Below are 18769 nucleotides of genomic sequence, written 5' to 3'. Positions count from 1 at the left end.
AAATAACCTTTCCCATTCATTTAACGTTATTGTCAAAAATCATTTTAGATTCTTGTTTCAACTGATGTACAACGACATACGACTTTATTATTTCTTTAAATATTTATATTAACTTTGCCTCCGTTAAAAACAAGGGTATGGTCAATTTTTCAGATATCAATTTTACGACGATTATCGATTATATCGGAACATTTGCATTCGCAATTAGTGGTATCCGATTGGCGTCTGCAAAGAATTTCGATTGGTTCGGAGCATACGTGGTCGGGGCGGCCACGGCCATCGGCGGAGGAACGACCCGGGATCTTTTACTCGGAGTGACACCCTTCTGGATGCATCAACCCTCCTATTTAATCGTTACGGCGCTTGCCTTAGGTTTTGTTATCCTTTTCGGGAAATACGTCATCAGGCTAAACAACACCTTCTTCATCTTCGATGCCATCGGATTGGGCTTATTCACCGTGGTTGGTATTGAAAAAAGTCTGTTAAGCGGATTCCCTGCTTGGGTAGCCATTATCATGGGAATGACAACCGGAGCTGTCGGAGGGGTGATACGAGATATATGTATCAATGAAGTTCCTCTGATCTTTCGAAAAGACATTTACGCGATAGCTTGTATCATCGGAGGATTTATCTATTTCTTTTGTGATTTCATTCAAATCGGCCCCGTATCCACTCAAATCATCACGGCAATTAGTGTCATCATTATCCGAATCTTGGCGGTAAAATATCATATCAGCCTACCGGTATTAAAAGGAGAACAATCACAATAATCCATAAAACGAAACTTATGTACAATTTTGACCGGATCATAGACAGACATCATACCGATTGTGTGAAATACGACAATCTAAACGAAGTATTCGGACGAACAGACTTGCTTCCCATGTGGGTTGCCGATATGGATTTCCAATCTCCGCCTGAAGTAATCGAGGCCGCCCGAAAATGTTGTGATAACGGAATATTCGGCTACTCCTTTCGTTCGGGAAATGCCAAACAAGCCTTTATCGAATGGGTCGCCCGTCGCCATCAATGGGATGTAAAAGAGGAGTGGTTGCTTTCGTCTCCGGGAATCGTCACGGCTCTTTCTTTAGGTGTACGGGTATATACAAAAGAAAAGGAGAAGGTGATGATCTTCACTCCGGTATATCCTCCTTTCCACTCCGTCGTAACGGATAACGGACGGGAACTGATTTGTAGTAGCCTCATCATTGAAAACAGCCGCTATTGTATCGATTGGGAAGATTTTGAAAAAAAAATCAAATCCGGAGTCAAACTACTTATTCTCAGCAACCCTCATAATCCGGTCGGACGGGTATGGACAAAAGAAGAACTGCTTCGGATCGGTAAAACCTGTTATGAAAACGGAGTAATCATTCTTTCAGACGAAATCCATTCCGATTTGGCCCTTTTCGGACATAAGCACATAGCCGTAGCCTCCCTTGCGGACGAGATTGCCTCCCTTACTGTTACCATGATGGCTCCCAGTAAAACATTCAACATTGCCGGAATGATGAATTCAGTCATCGTCATCTCTTCGGAAAAACTACGACGAATCTTTAAGCAAGAGTTGGAACATCTACACCTGGATTTAGGTAACCTTTTCGGTCATGTCACCTTAGAAGCAGCTTACCGTTCCGGTGAAAAATGGTTGGAAGAGCTGCTCTCCTATTTGGAAAACAATATTCGTTACACGGAACAGTTTATCCGGGAACAACTTCCCGGCCTTCACATGCTACCCCCGGAAGGCTCTTTCCTGCTCTGGATTGACTTCAGGGAAACCGGAGTATCCCATGAAGAGATCGGTAAACGCCTTTTGGAAAAAGCCCGTCTCGCCCTAAACAACGGTACGGACTTCGGACCCGAAGGTTTGGGATTCCGCCGCATGAACATCGGCTGTCCTCTATCGGTAGTCCAAGAAGGATTAGAACGGCTAAAACAAATGTTCTAATTGTAAATCGACCATTATTCTGTGATTAGACGATTTGAGGTAACGGAATCTCTTCATCTCCGAATCCCTAAATCATTCGAATCTTTCAATTTAAAATCTAAAAGCTTTCCTCCGAGTTCTCTATGCCGACGGCAATTTCCGGGACAATTCCTTTTTCCACATAAACAGGACGGGTAAGACGACGGATCAACGGACGGTAATGCTCAAAAAGGCAAGCCGCTAAAACACAACCGATCCCCGAACATAGAATGATGGCAGGTAAGCCGATATACTTTTCAATAGCTCCCAGAACCATACTCCCGATCGGTGCCATTCCCGTAAAAGTCATAGCCATATATCCCATAACCCGTCCTCGTTTGTCTTCATCGGACAACGTCTGTAATAACGTGTTGACAGAAGCTACTGCCGCTATTATGGAAAAACCGATCGGTACGCATAAAACAGTTGCTACCCAGGGGATGGAGACAAAAGATATCAATATGATTCCGATACCAAGCAAAAGGGTGGACAGCATCACTACCTTACCTAACCCCAATACACTTTTCCGGGCTGCCAGATAAAGGGCCGCTCCAAAAGAACCGATCCCTATACTGGAAAGTAACAGACCCAACATCTCACTCTCTCCTCCGAGAATCGTTTTCACGTAAGCCGGGATAAAAGTTGTCAACGGTATACCGAAAAAACTAACGCTACTCATCAATAACAATAAGGTTCGTATCGGAATATTCCCCCATACATATCGAAATCCGTCTTCTATATCTACCCATACCCGTTGCATAACCGGTTTCGGGCGGAAAGGAGTCAAACGCATCATCAATAAGGCTACAATGACTCCCAAATAACTGATTCCATTCAATAAAAAACAGTACCCCTCTCCGACTAATCCGATCAAGACTCCTCCTATTGCCGGACCGATTAACCGGGATCCGTTAATTACCGCAGAATTTAACGCTATGGCATTCCCCAGATTCTCTTTCGGAACCAAACTCGGATAAAACGATTGACGGGTAGGATTATCCAAAGCGTTAATCAAACCGATAAATACACTTAAAACCAGAATATGCCATACCTCGATCCAACCCGATAAAGTCAGCCAAGCCATAATCAGCGCTTGCACCATAGATAAACTCTGGGTAAAGATTAAAATATTACGACGGTTAAAGCGATCGACAAAAACACTCATAAAAGGAGTCACGATCAAAATAGGAATCTGAGCCGTAAAAGTTACCGTGGCTAACAAAAAGACAGAACCAGTCAAACGGAAAACCAACCAGCTCATGGCTATCTGCTGCATCCACGTTCCGATCAAAGAAACACATTGTCCGCCAAAATAAAGGCGGAAATTATAATTTTTCAAAGAGGAAAAAATGTAAAAAAAAGCACTCGAGTTATTGGGTAATAACTCCCGTAATCCTTTTTTCCCTCCCAAAAATTTCTTTCTATTTTTATCCTCATGCATTCCGGTCAGAAATCTAACTTAGACAAAAGTAGTTAGATTTTAAACAAAGTAGACATCAACAGCAGAATTTTGGCTATTTTTGTAAGACAAATTCATTTAATAAAGAATTTAGTACTATGTCAGAAACAGGAAGCAAACTTTCTATCGCAGAAGTTCAAGGAATTTGCCTAAGAAATAATATTCCTTTTTACACGTACCGTCTGCCCGGTTCCAAGGAGATGGTTTTTGGAGCACAACTCTCTAATAATATCAATATATTCAACGGTTTTGATAAACACCAGAAAGGCAAAGGATTTATTATTGCACCTTTTAGCCGTGCCTCCTGGAGCTTTCCGTTTTTTATCAAAGAAGACCTCTCTTTTACCGATTACCTGACCGATCAGGAAGCGATCGTAAATCTTCAAAACACGGTATTCAATACCCCCGAACGCAATTTTACCAAAAACGATTGCGATCATCTCGAATACCTGGATGAACTCCGGACTTTAATTGCCACGTTAAAAAGAGAATCCATGAAAAAAGTGGTCTTTTCACGGACCATAACAATTCCCTGCGATTCATTAAAAATCGCTCCGATACTTTTCGAACAGATGAAGCAGTACCATCATGCATTTCTTTTTTTCGTGGTCATACCCGGTAAATGTGCCTGGATGGGAGCTACCCCGGAAACCTTCTTGAAATACGACAGGAACGGTTTCTTTACCATGTCTCTTGCCGGAACACAACCGGCAACAACACCTAAAGAAAATGTAGTATGGAGTGAAAAGGACAAAATAGAACAACAGATCGTAACGGACTATATCACCCAGATTTTACAACCTATTTTTACGCGTAATCTGGAAATAACAGGGCCGGAAACCATACAAGCCGGAAACGTATACCATCTTTGCACTTTATTTAAAAGCGACGAACAACTACCTGCCGAAGAGATCGATCAATTGATTTCTTTATTACATCCGACTCCGGCTGTTTGTGGTATCCCCAAAAAAAGAGCCATGCAGTTGATTTCGGAAATAGAAAAACAGGAACGGTGTTATTACGCGGGATATTTAGGCCCCATACAACAAAACGGAGCCTTCAATCTCTTTGTAAACCTACGGACTATGGAGCTCTTCAACGATGCGTTAAAATTATACGTGGGCGGTGGTATTACCCCGGCATCCGACCCGGAAAACGAGTGGGAAGAAACTTGTACAAAGGCCGATACCCTGTTAAATTTAATTCGACAGATCAATTATGGAAAAACGACATTCTGATATAGAGAGCGTACGTATACTCGTGGACCTGTTGATTCAAAAAGAGGTTCATGATATAGTCCTCTCCCCGGGCTCCAGAAATGCCCCCTTGCTTATCTCCATTGCCAGAGAAAAAGAATTACGGCCTTTTGTAATTCCCGATGAACGATCTGCCGCCTTCTTTGCCTTAGGGATAGCGCAACAAAAACAAAAAACAGTCGCCCTGATCTGTACCTCCGGCACCGCTCTACTGAATTATGCTCCGGCCATTGCCGAGGCCTATTATCAGGGAATTCCCTTATTCGTCATTTCGGCTGACCGTCCACCCGAATGGATCGATCAGGACGATAGTCAAACGATTCGGCAAAATGGAGTCCTGACTCCCTTCGTCAAATACTCTTGCCAATTGCCGGTAAACATTACTACGCCGGAAGACCGGTGGTATGCTAACCGTTTGATAAATGAGGCGATCAATGTCACCCGGACAGCATACAAAGGACCTGTACATTTAAATATACCCTTACGGGAACCTCTGTACGAATTTCACGCACACGACATGTCGCCTCAACGAATCATTCGAATTAGTCCCACTCAAACCGAACTGCTCCCGGATGAAAAAGTAAAATTACAAACATCATTTTCGCGATATAAAAAAATTTTACTGATCATAGGTTTTCATACGCCAGACGAAACTATTTCCCGGCAAATAGAACAACTCATCTGTCAACATCATGTTGTCGTCTTAACCGAAAATCTGGCAAACAAAAATATCCCGCATGCCATTCCGACCATAGACCGGGTATTGGCCACGATCCATGATGAAGAAGAACCCCTTTTTGCTCCCGATTTATTAATTACTTTCGGAGGAGCCATTGTCTCGCGTATGATTAAAGCTTTTATCCGCAATCATCCCCCCCGGGAACACTGGCATATCGACTTAAGAGAAACTGCCCCGGACACCTATCAATCCCTGACATTACCGATAAAAATGGATGTCCGGGCATTTTTTACTCAACTGACAAACGGTTTACCCGAAATACCCGAACATTCGGATTACTTCCAACGCTGGAAAGAAAAAGAGAAAGTAGCGGAAAAACAGCATCATGAATACCTTAACCGTATTCCATGGTGCGATTTAAAGGCCTTTTCTATCCTACTCCCTGCCTTACCGGCAAATACACATTTGCAATTGGGAAACAGTACTCCCGTGAGATATACTCAGCTCTTCCGCTGCAATACAATAGCAAGAATAAACGGGAACAGGGGAACCAGCGGAATCGACGGATGTTCTTCCACTGCCGTGGGAGCCTCCGTGACAACCCCCGATCCCACGATTTTGATTACCGGGGACATCGGTTTTCTGTATGATTCGAATGCTTTATGGATAAAATACAAACCTTCCAACTTAAAAATCGTTGTTATTCAAAACGGAGGAGGAGGTATTTTCAGATTTCTTCCCGGTCCCTCCGTATTGGATGAGGTGGAAGAATTTTTTGAAACACCGCATCAAGTCGACATCGCCCGGTTAGGAGAACTCCATGGTTTTAAGGTATTTGAAGCCAGCGACGAAAAAAACATGAAAGAATGTATCCCCTCTTTTTTTCAACCGGGAGAAAAACCTTATTTATTGGTTGTAAAAACACCCCGCACGGAAAACGGAAACATACTGAAAGAATATTTTAAACACTTAAGAAAAAGAAATTGAGAAACAATATGGCAACAAGAAACTGGACTACCATTAAAGCATATGAAGATATCAAATTCGATTTCTTCGAAGGTATTGCAAAAATAACGATCGATCGGCAACAGGTATATAATGCCTTCCGCCCGCAAACCAACGTAGAGATGCTGGATGCCATGGCTATATGCCGGGAACGAAGCGATATTTATGTCGTCATACTCACGGGTGCCGGAGACAAAGCCTTCTGTTCCGGGGGGGATCAAAACGTAAAAGGAAGTGGAGGATATATAGACGAAAACGGAGTCCCCCGGTTAAATGTTTTAGACCTGCACAAAGCCATTCGTTCCATTCCGAAACCCGTCATCGCCATGGTAAACGGCTATGCTATCGGAGGAGGCCATGTCCTACATGTCGTATGCGACCTAACGATTGCTTCCGAGAACGCCCGTTTCGGTCAAACCGGCCCCAAAGTGGGAAGCTTCGACGGGGGATTCGGTTCTTCCTATCTGGCAAGACACGTCGGCCAGAAAAAAGCAAGGGAAATTTGGTTCTTATGTCGCCAATATACGGCCAAAGAGGCTGAAGAGATGGGAATGGTGAACAAGGTAGTGCCCTTCGATTGTCTGGAGGACGAAACAGTAGAATGGTGTAAAACCATTATGCAACGGAGTCCTATGGCCATTCGGATGATTAAACGAGCACTTAATGCCGAATTGGACGGACAACACGGTTTAATGGAATTTGCAGGAGATGCCACCCTGATGTATTATCTTATGGAAGAAGCCCAGGAAGGTAAAAATGCTTTCTTAGAAAAAAGAGATCCGGATTTTAAAAAGTTCCCTAAATTTCCCTGATTTTATGCTAAAAGCATCCTATATCCCCTACCGTCTGATCTTTAAACAACCGGCAGGAACTTCCAGAGGAATCCTGACGACAAAAGAGAGCTGGTTTATAAAAGTATGGAACAGCGAACAACCCGATAAATTCGGCTTGGGAGAATGTGCGCTATTCCGGGGATTAAGCGCCGATGACTGCCCCGGTTATGAAAAACAGCTGGAACAGGCATGCCTAAACATAGATCGATTATCATTAGAGACATTGAACGATTGGAGTTCAATCCGCTTCGGTATAGAAACCGCTCTGGCCGATTTAAAAAACGGGGGTAACCGTTGGATTTACCCCTCTCCTTTCATTGAAAATGCCCGACCGATAGAGATCAATGGTCTTATTTGGATGGGAGACCGAAAGACGATGGAAGAACGCATTGTTGAAAAATTGAATGCCGGATTTCATTGCATAAAATTAAAAATAGGAGCTATCGACTTTCAATCGGAACTGGAATTACTGAAACTAATCCGTTCCCGTTTTACCTGCCGTGAAGTAGAGTTACGGGTAGATGCAAACGGAGCCTTTACCCCACAAGAAGCCTTAAATAAATTAGAACAATTAGCCCGTTACGATATTCATTCCATCGAACAACCCATTCGCCAGGGGCAATGGAAAGAGATGGCCCGGCTTTGCCGGTTATCTCCCGTACCCGTCGCACTTGATGAGGAATTAATCGGAATACCGGGAACGGAACAAAAGAACGAGTTGTTGATGACGATACGACCGCAATATATCGTTTTAAAACCTGCTCTAATAGGGGGATTTTCCGGATCGGAAGAGTGGATCGAACTGGCCGGAAAACTCCATATCGGCTGGTGGGTCACTTCCGCTTTGGAATCAAACATCGGACTAAATGCCATTGCCCAATGGACGGCAACACGACATACCACCATGCCTCAAGGGTTAGGAACCGGACAATTATACATAAACAATATTCCGTCTCCCCTGGAACAAAAAGATTGTTTTATCAGCTATAATCCGAAAAAGAAGTGGGAATTAGATCAACTCTCTTTTTGATGTCAGATACATGGAACAGATTCGATTGAACGGCAAATACTATACGAAACTTTCGGAAATCGACGATTTCGATAACAGAGAAGTTGTCTCTTTTTTAAAAGAATGGTTTAACCCGAATGAATATGTTATAGGCCGTACGTCCGGTTCAACCGGCAATCCGAAAGAGATCCGGCTTTTAAAAAAAGATATGCTGAAGTCCGCCCGGATTACCAACACTTTTTTTAAAATCGGACAAAAGACCAATATGTTATTATGCCTCTCCCCTTCTTACATTGCCGGAAAAATGATGATCGTAAGAGCTTTGGCCGCACAAGCGAATTTATGGGTTGTTCCACCCTCTTCCTCCCCTCTATCCCATTTTTCCGAAGAGGTCGATTTTGCCGCAATGGTTCCCATGCAGGTAGATACGACGTTATCTACCCCGGAGACAACCGAACGACTTAACCGGATTCGACAAGTCATTATCGGAGGGGCCGCCATCTCTCCTTTACTCCATAAAAAGCTACAATATGTCTCTTCCCGCTGCTTCGGAACTTACGGAATGACGGAAACCGTCTCTCACGTGGGACTCCGCCATCTCAACGGCCCGCAGGCTTCCGACCTGTACTTTGCCCTGGACAAAGTCCGGTTCGCAACCGATGACAGAGATTGCTTAATTATCCATACTCCACATCTGCACACCGGAAAATTCACGACAAATGACATTGTCCGGCTTATCGACGAACAACACTTCGAATGGTTAGGACGTTACGATAATGTCATCAATTCGGGAGGCATAAAACTTTTTCCCGAAACGTTGGAACAAAAATTAGCCCCTTACATCACTCAGCGTTTTTTTATCACTTCCCAACCGAACGATTACCTGGGAGAAAAAGCCGTTTTAGTCATAGAAGACTCTCCTTGGGACGAGAAACGATGCGCAACTTTAAAAAAACAAATAAAACACGTACTTTCTCCTTACGAGGTGCCTAAAAATATTTTATTTCAAAATCCGTTCCGGGAAACTTATTCCGGAAAAATCATTCGGAAACTTTAAGTTCAGTCTTACGTTTCACTCGAATAAAATCTTTCGTATATTTGGGCCGCTAAACTCTAAAGAGATGGATTACAAAGAGGTTATTGAAAACATATATCAGGAAGTCATACCCTTTTTCGGAAGAGGGAAAATAGCTAACTATATTCCGGCTTTAGCCAATGTGGATCCGCATCAATACGGTATCGCCATCGCCACTTTAGACGGTGAAATAATCGGCACCGGAGACTACCTCACAAAATTTTCCATACAAAGTATATCCAAAGTCTTTACTTTAGCCATGGTTGTCCGCCACTTAGGAAGCGACTTGTGGCAATACGTGGGACGAGAGCCTTCAGGAACTCCCTTTAACTCTTTGGTACAACTGGAACACGAACAGGGCATTCCCAGAAATCCTTTTATCAACGCTGGCGCTCTCGTCGTTACGGATAAGTTAATGGATCTTTACCCGCATCCTAAAGAAGCTATTTTGCAATTTATCCGGGAAATGGCAGGCAATGACGATATCTATTACGACAAAAACGTAGCCTTCTCCGAATTTGAACACGCCAGTAGAAATAAAGCTTTAGGACATTTTATGAAAAGTTTCGGAAACATCCGCAACGATGTGGACTCCCTGGTAGATGTCTATTGCCATCAATGCAGCATCACCATGAATTGTGTCGACCTGGCCAAATCTTTTCTTTTTTTAGCAAATCACGGAACAAATCCTCATAATCATGAAGAGGTCCTTACCGTTAGTCGTTCCAAACGACTTAGTGCCTTAATGCTAACCTGTGGTTTCTATGATGAATCCGGAGATTTTGCTTTCCGCGTAGGTATGCCCGGAAAAAGCGGTGTAGGAGGAGGTGTTGTGGCCATTATCCCCGGCAAACTCAGTATTGCCGTATGGAGTCCCGAATTAAACCGCCATGGGAATTCATATATGGGCATCGAGACCCTGGAGCGATTTACCACCAATATTGGCATTTCTATTTTCTAATATTCCATTGATTTATCATTTTTTTGTCATAACTTCGAAACACAGAGGCGTGTATTAAATTTCTTACCAAAATTATTTTATCTGGCGCTCCCTCCTTCTGTTCGGGAAAAAGAAGGAGTATACCCTCATCTTATTACGTGATTTGATCACGGTACGTTAATATGCTGAAAAATAATAAATGTAGACCCCATGAAAAAATTAATTTTTCTACTCGTAACGGTATGCTCTTGTATGAGCTGCTTCAAAGACGAAATCATTACAGGCCAGGAAACTCAAGTTAGTTTTAGCACGACACTTGTAGGTTCACAAACAAAAGACGTCAACACCGTTTTTTCTCGTTTACGTATTATCGCATTCGACGAAACCAATCATGTGGCTCGCCTATTTTCCTATTCGGAAGAGGAGCTTAACGGAAACAACTTATCGATCAGCCTGCCCATAGGTAATTACGACATCGCTTTTATTGCCAACGGAACGGATGAAAATGAAGTCAGTGCCAAAATAGGAGATCTGAAAGAGAAAATACTATTGAAACTTTTAAAAACAGGTGAAAACTACCGGGAAGCTTCGGAATTTCTCTCGGTCATACAACGTGTGAATATTACCGAAAACTCACCTCCGGACCCTATCGCCATCCATCTCCAACGACGTGTCGGAAAAGTAATTATCGAACTCAACGACATCGATCCGGATATCGATTCAATCAAAGTGGAATTAAAAGGAGTTCCATACACCTCTACCATCGACGGAAGCAAACTCGGAACAGCCAATACTATCCTTAAAAAGTTAGCCCACGTAAAAGGTACGCAAACGTGTACGGCAGAGCTCCTAACCTTTCCTTTTGCGGCAAATAAAGTGGAAATCGGAATTCTGTATACAAAAAATCAGGTTACTTATCGGGGTGTTATGCCCATGACTCCTGCCATCCAAGCAAATCAAATAGTAAGAATTTCCGGAAGATTTATCCCGACAACGAGACAGATCTTCAATTTTATTATTCAGGATTGGGACAAAAATATCATCGATGCGGGTAGTCAATTCACATTTGACGACAACAATCCTATCGTCGGCGACGATAGGCCGATTACAGGTAATCCGACCGGCCCGAATCTCCTGACAAACGGAAATTTTGAAACCTGGGGAACAAACCCCATAATCCCTGCCAGTTGGAATGTAACCGGAGGAGCTCATAATGTCATTCATAAAAACACGAATGCGGCCTTCTCCCTCTCGGGTAACTCCGCTCGATTGGAACATCAAACCTACGTTTATCAAGATATCCCGGTCACGGAAGGAGAGTGTTTCCAAATCAAATTAAACGTAAACTCGACAGCTACCTCTTACGCGTGGAAAGTAACCAGCAGCTGGCGTAAAGCAAAAACCGCCCTATCCGGTTTCAACGAAGGACTTCAGACCCAAGAAAGGAAAGCAACCGACGGCTGGACCGAAGCCTTGGGAGCCAATAATAAATTCAGGGCCCCGATAGGAGCCAAATTCCTGAGAATAGAGATTAGAACCTACTCTCCGGGATCAAAAACCCCCGACCCGACAGAAGCCGTTTACCTGGATAATTTCGAAGTCCGTAAGCTCGAATAACCAATTTCATACGGGTCATCCCAATAAATTCTTTTAATTCCTTTTTAGTTTTAAGTTTTACCATTAAATTTGCAACCCTATTTCAAATTGAGAATAACAATCAAATAGATACAACTATGGGAAGAGCGTTTGAATATCGTAAAGCACGTAAACTGAAGAGGTGGGGTAACATGGCCCGTACCTTTACTCGGATAGGTAAAGAAATTGATATTGCCGTGAAGGCCGGAGGACCCGATCCCGCAAACAATACACGCCTCCGTATCTTAATTCAGAATGCCAAGGCAGAAAACATGCCAAAGGAAAATGTGGAACGAGCTATCAAAAGAGCCGTTTCAAAAGATACCTCAGATTACAAAGAAGTCGTATACGAAGGTTATGCTCCTTACGGAATAGCAATTGTCGTTGAAGCTGCTACTGACAATAATACCCGTACGGTAGCAAACGTACGTCACGCTTTTACTAAATACGGCGGTTCTCTCGGAACTACCGGTTCGTTGGATTTTCTTTTCGACCGGAAATGCGTATTCAAAATACATAAATCCGAAAATTTCGACATCGAAGAATTCGAATTGGAAATGATCGACTACGGGGCAGATGAAATTTTCGAAGACGACGATAATATCATCGTGATTTACGGTCCTTTTGAAGCCTATGGAAATATCCAAAAATTCTTGGAAGACAACAAATACGATATTGTCAGCGGAGAATTTGAACGGATCCCGTTAGACACGAAAGAATTGACCGAAGAACAACGTGCCGAAGTCGATAAAATCCTGGATAAACTGGACGAAGACGACGATGTCACCAATGTTTACCATAACATTAAAGAATAAATTTCTTGCAGATTAAAAAATATAGTTGCATATTTGCACCCGCAAATCAGTCAACACTGTAAGCAAAGGATGACTTCGTAGCTCAGCTGGTAGAGCAATTGACTCTTAATCAATGGGCCGAGGGTTCGAGCCCCTCCGAGGTCACCAAAATGAACCACCTGCGTAAGTAGGTGGTTTTACTTTGAGAAAAACTTCAGTCCCCAAATGCTATTTAAGAGAATATCCGGTTCCGTATGTTTTAGCAAGCCAAAGACCGAAGAAACGGTCATAAATTTGGTAGATATTCTCTTCTTTAGTTATAAATTCTTTTTCGAGTAATTGTTTTACTGACGATTGAACCGAACTCGAAGAGTATAAACCGTGCTTTCTTATAAAATCAGCCGAAGTGATCCCCGAAGCTTTTCCTTCCTTAGCAATGGCAAACAATATCTCTTTTTGCCGTTCGGACAACATCGAAACCATACTCTGGTAAACTGTCCGGTTCGACTCTACCGTCATATGTAAGACAAAATCAGCGATAGTAACAGACATCTCTTCCCCGCTATCCAACTGTTCGTACAGTCGGTTAAAAACCGCCTGCATATACCACGTATGCCCATCGAACAAATTATAGATACATGTTATACATTCGTCGGAAATTTTCTTTCCCGCTTTATTAAAATGATACTGTACGAACTTTCGATAAGGTTCAAGTCCGATCGGTTCGAGATTCATATACGATGCACTCTGGTAGAAGGGCCTCGATGCCGAGAAAAAGATATTTTGCATCATATGATGTTGACTCCCGCAAAATACAAAAATCGTGTTCTTGCATTGCTGAATATAAGTACGTAAAACAGCCTCCACATTCTTTTCCGGGTATTTGGCTATTTGCTGAAACTCATCTATGGCCACAATACAACGTTTATCCGCCGACTCGAGGTATTTGAATATCTCTTCCAATGACAATAGAGGTTGCCGGATCTCTCCGATTCCAATATCAAAAACAGGCTGACCGCTGACCGGATCAAGCTTGAAAGCAGGACGCAAAGAACTAATCGTAGAAAAGAAACGATCCACGAATTTTCGCCCTTTGGACTTCAGAGTAGTAAAAATATGTTTCCCAAGGATGAAGACTAACTCTTTCAAACTGCCAGTAGCATAAATATCGATTAAAAAAGTATGATACTCCCTTTCAATCTCCTTTTGATGAAAACAATGCTCTATCAAACCCGTTTTTCCCATACGCCGGGGCGAAACAACGACCATATTACGCCCGTTATGTAAAGCTCCTGTTAATTCCGCAGTTTCATTCTCTCTGTCACAGAAATATTCTTCTGAAACATACCCGTTTACAACAAAAGGATTTTTAATTTTAGCAATCATTCTTCTCTTAATATTTGATATACAATTATTGCAAATATAATAATTATAAATTAAATAACAATATCTTATATAACATTATCGTCGATACACAATCATGATTCCTATCACAATACAAGCGTATCGAGACCAGATATATCTCCTATCGTCTCTAATAACAAGGCAAAAACACTGATAAAATTCAATGCATTCGCTTTTTTTTGACCGGAAGTTTGGGAAAAAGTTTTCTAAAACGAACCAAATAGACGGTAACATTACTTCCTGCAATAATAAGGGTTACGGCAGAAACAATCATGAGTATCCCGCAAGCCAATCTCATCGTAAAAGATTCTCCGAAGACGGTTACACCAAAAAAAACGGCAGTCAGGGGTTCCAAAGCCCCCAAAATGGCCGTCGGCGTCGAACCGATGTATTGGATGGCTTGAGTAGTACAAAGAAACGAAACAGCTGTCGGAAAAATAGCCAAGGCGATCAAATTACCCCACAAATACCAGGTATCGACAACCCGCAAACTCATCCCGAAATCTACACGGACTAAAAATAGCATCATGCCGAAAAGCAAAACATAGAATGTTAACTTGAGCGTTGCAACATTCTTCAATATCGGGCGGTTCACGCCTACAATATAAACAGCATATGAAAGAGCCGAAACGACAACCAGAATAATACCCGTTAAATTAAGTGTCGTACCGTCATCACCCTTATAAAGCAATCCGATTCCTCCTAATGCCAACAAAATGCATATAATAGTCTGTAAGGTTAATTTTTCTTTGAAAAGAAAAGCCATGATCAATGCCACCATAATCGGATAAACAAATAACAGTGTCGATGCGATACCGGCTTCCATATAATTATAGCTCTGGAACAGGGTAAGAGAAGAGAGTGCTACCAATAAACCCATAATAATTAACGGGATTACCTCCTTCCGCTTGAGTTTAAAATCACGTCCCCTCACTTTAATCATAATTCCCAATACCGGAATGGCGAACAAATACCGCAGAAACAGAACCGAGTCCGGATTCATTCCAGCCTTATACAAGGGAAGAGCGAATAAAGGATTCATTCCGTAAGTCGCTGCAGCAATAACCCCTAAAACATATCCTTTAGCCGTTGTGTTCATCATGATTAAAAACTGTTTATATCCATTATAAGTCAGTAAATTAAAGCGGCAACAAAGATACGGTTTTGTTTTTACAAAGAAAAAAGGATTCAACGAATCAGTACACGTGAGATGATTCTCGGAAATTATTTTGCATCGTTTTTTAAATGCTATGAATCCTATTAGATATTACCTAACTTTTAAAATAGCACCTTAGCCCCGTCCCTGAGTGCTAATTGCCCCGACAAAGGGAAAAATAATCGTTTACCTTCCATGGTTCATCACAAAAAATAGATACTTTTGCAGCACCTAACGAGAACTCTCCCTTACATACTTATTAAACTGTTAAGATAATGTCAAAAATAAAACCGGATTAATCCTTTTTGATCCGGTGTGTGTAATAATAATATAATCTTAATTTTTTTAAAAACGAAAACATGAAAAACTTAATTTACCTTGGTTTAATTTTAATCTTTTGTGCTTGTAGTAGTAATCCCCAAAAAGAGATGGAGAAAAAGATCATCGGAGAGTGGTGTAATCCTTATACCTATCAATCTACCGGGGAATTAAAGGGATTCAACTTCAAAAAGGACGGAATATGCGAAGCCATTAATATTCCTTCTTTAGATTTGAAAACCTGGGAAATCAAAGACGGTTATTTAATTATTAAAGGAACCAGCATTGGAGAAAACGGAGAAAAAGAAGCTTATGAAACCAAAGAAAAAATCGGTCAATTAACAGCCGATTCATTATCTTTAGTAGTACAAGAAGCCAATCCACGGCTTGCCTTTTTGTATCTAAATACAAAAATCATCAAAGAAAAAGTTACTCCTCAAGCCAATACGACCGTAGAACAAGATTCTACCTCAAGTACCGATATCCAATAATAACATTTTTCCGGAGGTGTCTTAATAGGGATAAATTCCCAAGACACCTCCTTTCAAATTCTTATATTATATGCATTATTTACACCCTCTCTTCTTTCTGTTTACTTCCTTATTTTTTTACATCCCCGGTTTTGCTCAAAAAAAAGCATTGGACGAAAAAGCTTATAAGCAATGGAGATATGTTAACTCCCACGAATTGTCCATGAATGGGAAATGGGTAAAATACCGTTACTTGTATCACGATAACGAGGAAAAAAATAAAAGTGCCCGTCAAACCTACTATTTATATGAAGTAAAAACCGGAAAAACCATTACGCTGAATCAAATCGATTTCAACCAATTTTTTGCACTGGGGGACTGGATTACCTATAACCGTATCATGCCTTCGGAAAATAAATCAATACCTACCCTAATAGCCCGTTCTTTAAAAAATCAAAAGGAGATCGTATGTCCCGAAGGAGCCGAATTTAGTCCTTACGCTCCTCAATTTTCCTATTTCCGGGAAGATGACCAAGCCTTCGTAATTAAAAACATAGAAACAAACGATAGTGTTATTCTGGAACGGATCGGAAATTATCAATTTTATGAACGGGATTCCAAAATAATATACCTTGAACAAACTCCCTCCTGCAATATCATTCGTTACGGTAATGTATTTCATACACAACAACATAAAACGTTATACAGAGATTCAACAAAAACCCTTTCTTTTTTCAGATTCGACGAACGGGGAAAAAAAGGAAATTTTTTAGTTGTTGCCGATACCAACGATAAAACGGCAAAAAATCTCTATACTTTTTCCTTACAAAATAATTCAGTATCCAAATTATTGGATTACAGCCAGATCGACACCATATCAATGGATATCGAATCTGCTGAGATTTTAGGAGATAATAAATTCCTTTTATACGATCTGCCTACCCCCAGAAGATCACGCTCTCCCCGAGGAGAAAAAGACGAAAGTTTTCAACTGGAACTTTGGAGTTGGAATGACGAGATGATCCCGTCCCAACAGGCGAAGGGAGGAATCTTAAACCCTATCCCCTCTCCTTCAAAAGGAATATTCGATTTACAACGAAAGAAGCATTATAAAATTTGTGATTCCAACTATTCCGCTTTATACATCCAGAGTAATAAAGATCCTAAATTTGCTTTTAAAACCGACAAGATTCCTTATCGAAAGTTTAGGGACTGGCAACACGATGCCAGATATGATCTTTATCTTGTAGATCTATCTAACGGAGAGAGCAAAATGATTGCCCAGGCATTAACCCGTCCGGTTCAATGGACACCAAACGGAGATCATATCCTTTTTTTCGACAACACGAGTTCATCCTGGGTATTGCTAAACCCGGAGACCTTTACCCAAAGAAAATTAACGGATGAAATTCCCTATCCTTTACAAAACGAATTGTATGACAGGCCGAATCCCGCTCCCCCGTATGGGATTGCAGGCTGGAGTAATGACGGAAAGAAATTGCTTGTTTACGATCGGTATGATATCTGGGTAATCGATTTAAAGGGAGAAGAAAAAACCTATAGCTGGACGAAGGAATCCGGTCGCAAGCACCATACCATATTCAGGTTTGTCAATCCCGAAAGAAACGAACTGTTCATCGATTTACACAGACCCCAGGAGCTTTACTCTATGAATTGGGAAAATAAAGATCACGGGATATATCAACTTTCGCCCCAGGGAAAATTAACGCCCAAAATAGAGGGCGCATTCGATATTGAAATCCTTCAAGAGAGTGAAAACCGAAAAACAGTCGTATGTTTCAAGCAAAGCTATGAAGAGGAACGAGATTTATGGGTTAGTGATCGTTCTTTTAAACAAATGAAAAAAATAACTTCCGTAAATCCGCAACAAAAAGAGTATGCCTGGGGATCCGTTCAACAAGTTGAATGGACCAATTACGAAGGAAAACAGAATCAAGGGTTGCTTTATCTTCCGGACAACTACGATCCTACCCGAAGTTATCCATCCATTGTCACGTTTTACGAAACGCACACTCCGGAAATGCATATTCATCCTGTTCCGGGACTAAGCCATGCCATGATCGATATTCCGACTTACGTCAGCAAAGGCTACATCGTGTTCCAGCCGGATGTCTATTTTAAAATCGGTGAACCCGGCAAAAGCTCTTACAATGCTGTTGTCAGCGGTACAAAAGCTTTAATAGACCGACAGATTCTGGATTCAAACCGTATCGGACTACAAGGGCACAGCTGGTCCGGTTTTCAGGTGGCCTATATCGTAACTCGAACCAATCTGTTCAAATGCGTCAATATCGGAGCCGCTTTGATTAATATCACTTCCGTATACACCGGAATAAGAGACGAGGGAGGAATAGCTTGTATGCTCATGTATGAAGACTGGCAATGCCGTATGGGTAAAACATTATGGGAAGACTTACCGGGATACATCGAAAATTCACCTCTATTGTTTGCCGACAAAATCCATACTCCGACCCTGATTTTTCATTGCGATAAAGACGAAGCCGTGGCATTTTACGACGGACGTAACCTGTTCCTTGCTTTGCGAAGACTACAACGACCGGCATGGTTATTAAATTACATGGGAGAGGGACATTTCCTAAGATCCCGTCCGGCACAAATGGATTGGACCATACGAATGGAACAATTTTTTGATCATTATCTGAAAGACACTCCCTTACCCCGATGGATGAAAGAGGGAATCAATATCCAAGAAAGAGGTTACGACCAAAAATATGATTTTACTAAGTAA

At 41.7% G+C, this 18769-nt stretch carries 15 protein-coding genes and 1 tRNA gene; 13 read left to right on the top strand and 3 right to left on the bottom strand.

The genetic code is table 11. The features are described 5' to 3' along the window. Positions 1-137: 137 nt before the first annotated feature. Both QZR76_RS02685 and QZR76_RS02680 read left to right on the top strand, forming a co-directional pair. Complete coding sequence (locus QZR76_RS02685; RefSeq protein WP_294140140.1) at positions 138-770, top strand: trimeric intracellular cation channel family protein; 633 nt, start codon at positions 138-140, stop codon at positions 768-770. Positions 771-787: 17 nt separating this feature from the next. Then, the gene (locus tag QZR76_RS02680; RefSeq protein ID WP_294140138.1) at positions 788-1948 is read left to right on the top strand and encodes a PatB family C-S lyase; all 1161 of its coding nucleotides are present in this window, start codon (positions 788-790) and stop codon (positions 1946-1948) included. Positions 1949-2045: 97 nt separating this feature from the next. Here the strand turns inward: QZR76_RS02680 and QZR76_RS02675 are convergent, their stop codons facing one another. Beyond that, complete coding sequence (locus tag QZR76_RS02675) at positions 2046-3407, bottom strand: MFS transporter (RefSeq protein ID WP_294140136.1); 1362 nt, start codon at positions 3405-3407, stop codon at positions 2046-2048. 116 nt (positions 3408-3523) lie between these two features. On the opposite strand from QZR76_RS02675, the gene QZR76_RS02670 reads away from it, so the two are divergent. The 9 genes from QZR76_RS02670 to QZR76_RS02630 all read left to right on the top strand — a co-directional run bounded on the left by QZR76_RS02670 (position 3524) and on the right by QZR76_RS02630 (position 12819). Next, on the top strand, positions 3524-4663 hold the full coding sequence (locus QZR76_RS02670) for an isochorismate synthase (RefSeq protein ID WP_294140134.1): 1140 nt from the start codon (positions 3524-3526) through the stop codon (positions 4661-4663). After that, complete coding sequence (gene menD, locus QZR76_RS02665; RefSeq protein ID WP_294140132.1) at positions 4644-6347, top strand: 2-succinyl-5-enolpyruvyl-6-hydroxy-3-cyclohexene-1-carboxylic-acid synthase; 1704 nt, start codon at positions 4644-4646, stop codon at positions 6345-6347. The genes QZR76_RS02670 and menD overlap by 20 nt, the downstream gene beginning before the upstream one ends. Positions 6348-6355: 8 nt before the next feature. Continuing rightward, a complete protein-coding gene (menB, locus tag QZR76_RS02660; protein ID WP_294140130.1) occupies positions 6356-7177 on the top strand; it encodes a 1,4-dihydroxy-2-naphthoyl-CoA synthase in 822 nt (273 codons plus the stop codon). Positions 7178-7181: 4 nt separating this feature from the next. After that, positions 7182-8228: an o-succinylbenzoate synthase gene (locus tag QZR76_RS02655; RefSeq protein ID WP_294140128.1), complete on the top strand. Its 1047-nt coding sequence runs from the start codon at positions 7182-7184 to the stop codon at positions 8226-8228. A 10-nt stretch (positions 8229-8238) separates the two neighbouring features. Then, positions 8239-9264 (top strand): AMP-binding protein, encoded by a 1026-nt coding sequence (locus tag QZR76_RS02650; protein ID WP_294140126.1) that lies wholly within the window; start codon positions 8239-8241, stop codon positions 9262-9264. A 64-nt stretch (positions 9265-9328) separates the two neighbouring features. After that, a complete protein-coding gene (locus QZR76_RS02645; RefSeq protein ID WP_294140125.1) occupies positions 9329-10243 on the top strand; it encodes a glutaminase in 915 nt (304 codons plus the stop codon). A 189-nt stretch (positions 10244-10432) separates the two neighbouring features. Continuing rightward, positions 10433-11839: a FimB/Mfa2 family fimbrial subunit gene (locus QZR76_RS02640; protein ID WP_294140122.1), complete on the top strand. Its 1407-nt coding sequence runs from the start codon at positions 10433-10435 to the stop codon at positions 11837-11839. Between the two features lie 116 nt (positions 11840-11955). Beyond that, positions 11956-12672: a YebC/PmpR family DNA-binding transcriptional regulator gene (locus tag QZR76_RS02635; protein ID WP_294140120.1), complete on the top strand. Its 717-nt coding sequence runs from the start codon at positions 11956-11958 to the stop codon at positions 12670-12672. Between the two features lie 71 nt (positions 12673-12743). Next, positions 12744-12819: transfer RNA gene (locus QZR76_RS02630), tRNA-Lys, on the top strand. Between the two features lie 60 nt (positions 12820-12879). On the opposite strand, the gene QZR76_RS02625 is transcribed toward QZR76_RS02630, so the two are convergent. Further along, positions 12880-14037 carry an ATP-binding protein gene (locus QZR76_RS02625; RefSeq protein ID WP_294140118.1) on the bottom strand — a complete coding sequence of 386 codons (1158 nt, stop codon included), beginning with the start codon at positions 14035-14037 and terminating at the stop codon, positions 12880-12882. A gap of 178 nt (positions 14038-14215) precedes the next feature. Continuing rightward, a complete protein-coding gene (locus QZR76_RS02620) occupies positions 14216-15154 on the bottom strand; it encodes a DMT family transporter (RefSeq protein ID WP_294140221.1) in 939 nt (312 codons plus the stop codon). 416 nt (positions 15155-15570) lie between these two features. Between QZR76_RS02620 and QZR76_RS02615 the strand changes: the two genes are divergently transcribed. Further along, positions 15571-16020, top strand: a complete 450-nt coding sequence (locus QZR76_RS02615; RefSeq protein WP_294140116.1) for a lipocalin family protein — start codon at positions 15571-15573, stop codon at positions 16018-16020. A 70-nt stretch (positions 16021-16090) separates the two neighbouring features. Then, the gene (locus tag QZR76_RS02610) at positions 16091-18769 is read left to right on the top strand and encodes a prolyl oligopeptidase family serine peptidase (RefSeq protein WP_294140115.1); all 2679 of its coding nucleotides are present in this window, start codon (positions 16091-16093) and stop codon (positions 18767-18769) included.

Origin of the sequence: uncultured Sanguibacteroides sp. (assembly GCF_900543425.1) — a bacterium.
Taxonomy (GTDB): domain Bacteria; phylum Bacteroidota; class Bacteroidia; order Bacteroidales; family Marinifilaceae; genus Gabonibacter.
Note: the sequence above shows the minus strand (reverse complement) of the source record. Positions and strands in the feature narration are given on the sequence as shown.

Coding starts and splice junctions, on each gene's coding strand:
- QZR76_RS02685 (WP_294140140.1), top strand. CDS start 138: ATGGTCAATTTTTCAGATATCAATTTTACGACGATTATCGATTATATC.
- QZR76_RS02680 (WP_294140138.1), top strand. CDS start 788: ATGTACAATTTTGACCGGATCATAGACAGACATCATACCGATTGTGTG.
- QZR76_RS02675 (WP_294140136.1), bottom strand. CDS start 3,407: ATGCATGAGGATAAAAATAGAAAGAAATTTTTGGGAGGGAAAAAAGGA.
- QZR76_RS02670 (WP_294140134.1), top strand. CDS start 3,524: ATGTCAGAAACAGGAAGCAAACTTTCTATCGCAGAAGTTCAAGGAATT.
- menD (WP_294140132.1), top strand. CDS start 4,644: ATGGAAAAACGACATTCTGATATAGAGAGCGTACGTATACTCGTGGAC.
- menB (WP_294140130.1), top strand. CDS start 6,356: ATGGCAACAAGAAACTGGACTACCATTAAAGCATATGAAGATATCAAA.
- QZR76_RS02655 (WP_294140128.1), top strand. CDS start 7,182: ATGCTAAAAGCATCCTATATCCCCTACCGTCTGATCTTTAAACAACCG.
- QZR76_RS02650 (WP_294140126.1), top strand. CDS start 8,239: ATGGAACAGATTCGATTGAACGGCAAATACTATACGAAACTTTCGGAA.
- QZR76_RS02645 (WP_294140125.1), top strand. CDS start 9,329: ATGGATTACAAAGAGGTTATTGAAAACATATATCAGGAAGTCATACCC.
- QZR76_RS02640 (WP_294140122.1), top strand. CDS start 10,433: ATGAAAAAATTAATTTTTCTACTCGTAACGGTATGCTCTTGTATGAGC.
- QZR76_RS02635 (WP_294140120.1), top strand. CDS start 11,956: ATGGGAAGAGCGTTTGAATATCGTAAAGCACGTAAACTGAAGAGGTGG.
- QZR76_RS02625 (WP_294140118.1), bottom strand. CDS start 14,037: ATGATTGCTAAAATTAAAAATCCTTTTGTTGTAAACGGGTATGTTTCA.
- QZR76_RS02620 (WP_294140221.1), bottom strand. CDS start 15,154: ATGAACACAACGGCTAAAGGATATGTTTTAGGGGTTATTGCTGCAGCG.
- QZR76_RS02615 (WP_294140116.1), top strand. CDS start 15,571: ATGAAAAACTTAATTTACCTTGGTTTAATTTTAATCTTTTGTGCTTGT.
- QZR76_RS02610 (WP_294140115.1), top strand. CDS start 16,091: ATGCATTATTTACACCCTCTCTTCTTTCTGTTTACTTCCTTATTTTTT.